The organism is Alcanivorax sp. HI0083 (assembly GCF_001635175.1).
Genome location: NZ_LWFX01001365.1, coordinates 1 through 2,620 on the forward strand (window position 1 = coordinate 1; position 2,620 = coordinate 2,620).

The following is a 2,620-nucleotide window of genomic DNA, read 5'->3' on the forward strand; positions in this document are numbered from 1 at the left end:
TTCAGGCCACGCCCTTCGGGTCATTCAGGCTGGCCCGCACTCGTTGTTGCGCTTTTTCGATGGATGGACATACACCTTCAAAAGCACGCCTAGATTGCGAACCAGCCTGAAAGACTGAGTACGCAAGGAGTTTTTCAGAGGTTCCTTAATACCAATGCGGTGCCATGTCGCTTTGCGCCCAACGAAAGAAGTCGTATTCCAGCCGTGAAATACCACCCGGATAGAGGTGCTCGATACGCTGTAGTGTCGGACGCTGGTGGGTTTTTTCCAGGTCCTGAAGCATTTGTCGAAGGGTGGAGCGGCCCACCGGTTTGGACATGAGAAAGGCAGTGGTGGCCCAGGCGACGGTGTAGGGAATGGCGTTGAGCTGGTGGGCCATTTTTCGCCATTGCGCATCGTCCATGGAAAGGTACTGGCGCAGGGTGATCAGCCGTTCCTGTTCAATCCAGGTTTGTACCCGCTGCTGGGCATCGTCCAGTGCGCTGATTTTCAGGCGGCCGTCCGGTTGCGTTTCCAGGGTCTGGAAATACTGTGCCAGGCCCTCCTGTAGCCATACCGGAGCCAGGGGGGATAACTGGTAAAGCAGCACATGACTGGATTCATGCAAAATTGTCTGGGCAACTTGCTGTTCGTTATCGGCCCACTGCCAGACCGCCACTTCATTGGTGGCAGGAATAAAGACGCCGGCATAGTGGCGGCTGCTGGAGCCTATGCGGTCAACCATCCATTGTTGGAAGTCGTCCTGTTTTTCAATCAGGTAGAGGTTTACTTCCGCAGTGCCGTGCAGGTCCAGGCCGAAGTCCCGGCGGTAGCGCTGGTAAATATGGTTAATGTTATCCAGCGTTTGTTGCTGCAAGTCTCCGGACAGGGTGAAGTCCTGACGTTTGACGTTGATTTCGAGTTCTTTGAGTTGCGGGCTGATATCCGGGGTGACGGTCTGGGTTTGGGCATCTTCCGGCGGGCGGTCGCCAAAATGCAATTTGCCGTTGGCGTCACGCCATTGGAAAATTTCTGCCCGGGCGGCTCCGCCGAGCAGGAGGCTGAGGGTGAGTGCAAGCGCTAGAAATCGCAATGTTCATCAATCCATTTGCGGGTTTTTTTCTCATCCGCGGCAACTTCGTCTGCCGTTGCGCCGCGCCGTGAGCCGTCTTCTTCAATATATTCGAAAGGACCTTTGAGCATTCTCAGTCGGTCTTGTGCTTCCGCGCAGGGTTTGGCAAAACGTTCCCGGTATTGTCTTCGTGCGGCTTCTTCAGCCTGGGCTTTTTCCCGTGCCTGGGTGCGCTGGCTTTCCAGCAGGCGTTGGGTGCGGGCATGAATATCGCGTGCATCATCCTGACCAATTTTGGGGGGAGCTTTCACGTCGAGAGTGTCATGTTGCTCTTTGGGCGCCTTGTCCCCGAATTGCCAGTTGCCGTTGGCGTCTTTCCAGCGATAGATTTCTGCACTGGCAGACATGACCGTCAGCGACAGAATTATTCCCCCGATTAATCTCATTATTCCCCCGAGTATCCGTCTCGTGTTGTGTGNTTTAGCTTCCCTGCAAGGCCAGTGAACGTCCCCCGTCCACGGCCAGTATCTGACCTGTTATAAATGGCGCGGCTGTGGCCAGCCAGTAAACCGTGTTGGCGATGTCATCCGGTTCGCCGCTGCGCTTGAGCGCGGTGGCATCCTGAATGGCCTGCTGGTTCATTTGCCCCGCCTCCGGCCACAGGATTGGCCCCGGTGACACGCCGTTGACGCGAATTTCCGGGCCTAGCTCCCGCGCCAGGCTTTTTGTCATCATCGCAAGTCCTGCCTTGGCCATGCAATACAGGGTGTGGGTTTGCAGCGGTTTTTCTGCGTAGACATCGACAATGTTGATAATGCAGCCGTGCTGTTGGCGCAGGGCCGGCGTCAGCTGCTGGCTGAGAATAAAGGGGGCGCGCAGGTTGCTGTGAATTAATTTGTCCCAGTCGGCGTCGTCGGCCTGATCAATGGGGGTGGGGTAGAAGCTGGAGGCATTGTTGACCAGCAGATCCATGCGACCGAAGCAGGCCAGGGCATCATGGGCCAGTTGCCTAACCTGGTCGGGCTTATCCAGATCAGCCTGAATAATCGCCGCGCTATCCGGGCGCGAGCTATTCAGGCTGTCCGCCAGAGCGTGAGCCTCTTGTGCGCTGTTGCGGTAATGAATGATTACCCGCATGCCATTGGCGTGCAGGGTGCGAACGATTTCTGCGCCGATGCGCCGGGCGCTACCGGTAATCAGGGCGACGGGGTCTGCCATGTTTTTTTAAACTCGCTCTTATAGTGGGAAAGTGCATGAATGCGGGCTTTTTCAATGGCCTCGCCCAGTGCCGGTCCTTCGATACCGCTCTGGCGCAGTGCGGCAACATCAATATTGCTGGCTGCCTGCGCCGCGCCACGTAGGTAATCCACCTGGGGGTAGGGGCGATCTTGCAAGCCGGTACGACCGCGAGCATCGGCTTCGCAGGAGAGAAGAAAATCCTCCACCCGTTCCGGTCGGCGTATTACGTCCAGCGTTTTCAGCAGCTTCCAGACCGTGGCGGGTTTCAGCTCCAGGGCCCGGTGGCAGTGGGTATGGTATTCCGCCACCAAGGCCGCCAGAGTGGCGGCG

At 57.1% G+C, this 2,620-nt stretch carries 3 protein-coding genes and 1 pseudogene; all 4 read right to left on the minus strand.

The genetic code is table 11. The features are described from left to right. Positions 1-145 precede the first annotated feature (145 nt). A complete protein-coding gene (locus tag A3754_RS20600; protein ID WP_063521179.1) occupies positions 146-1,072 on the minus strand; it encodes a DUF4124 domain-containing protein in 927 nt (308 codons plus the stop codon). After that, positions 1,060-1,497: a DUF4124 domain-containing protein gene (locus tag A3754_RS20605; protein ID WP_063521180.1), complete on the minus strand. Its 438-nt coding sequence runs from the start codon at positions 1,495-1,497 to the stop codon at positions 1,060-1,062. The genes A3754_RS20600 and A3754_RS20605 overlap by 13 nt, the downstream gene beginning before the upstream one ends. Positions 1,498-1,531: 34 nt before the next feature. After that, the gene (locus tag A3754_RS20610) at positions 1,532-2,269 is read right to left on the minus strand and encodes a pteridine reductase (RefSeq protein WP_063521181.1); all 738 of its coding nucleotides are present in this window, start codon (positions 2,267-2,269) and stop codon (positions 1,532-1,534) included. Then, positions 2,248-2,620, minus strand: a pseudogene (gene cca, locus A3754_RS27985) (multifunctional CCA tRNA nucleotidyl transferase/2'3'-cyclic phosphodiesterase/2'nucleotidase/phosphatase); the annotation flags it as partial. The gene A3754_RS20610 and the pseudogene cca, both read right to left, overlap by 22 nt.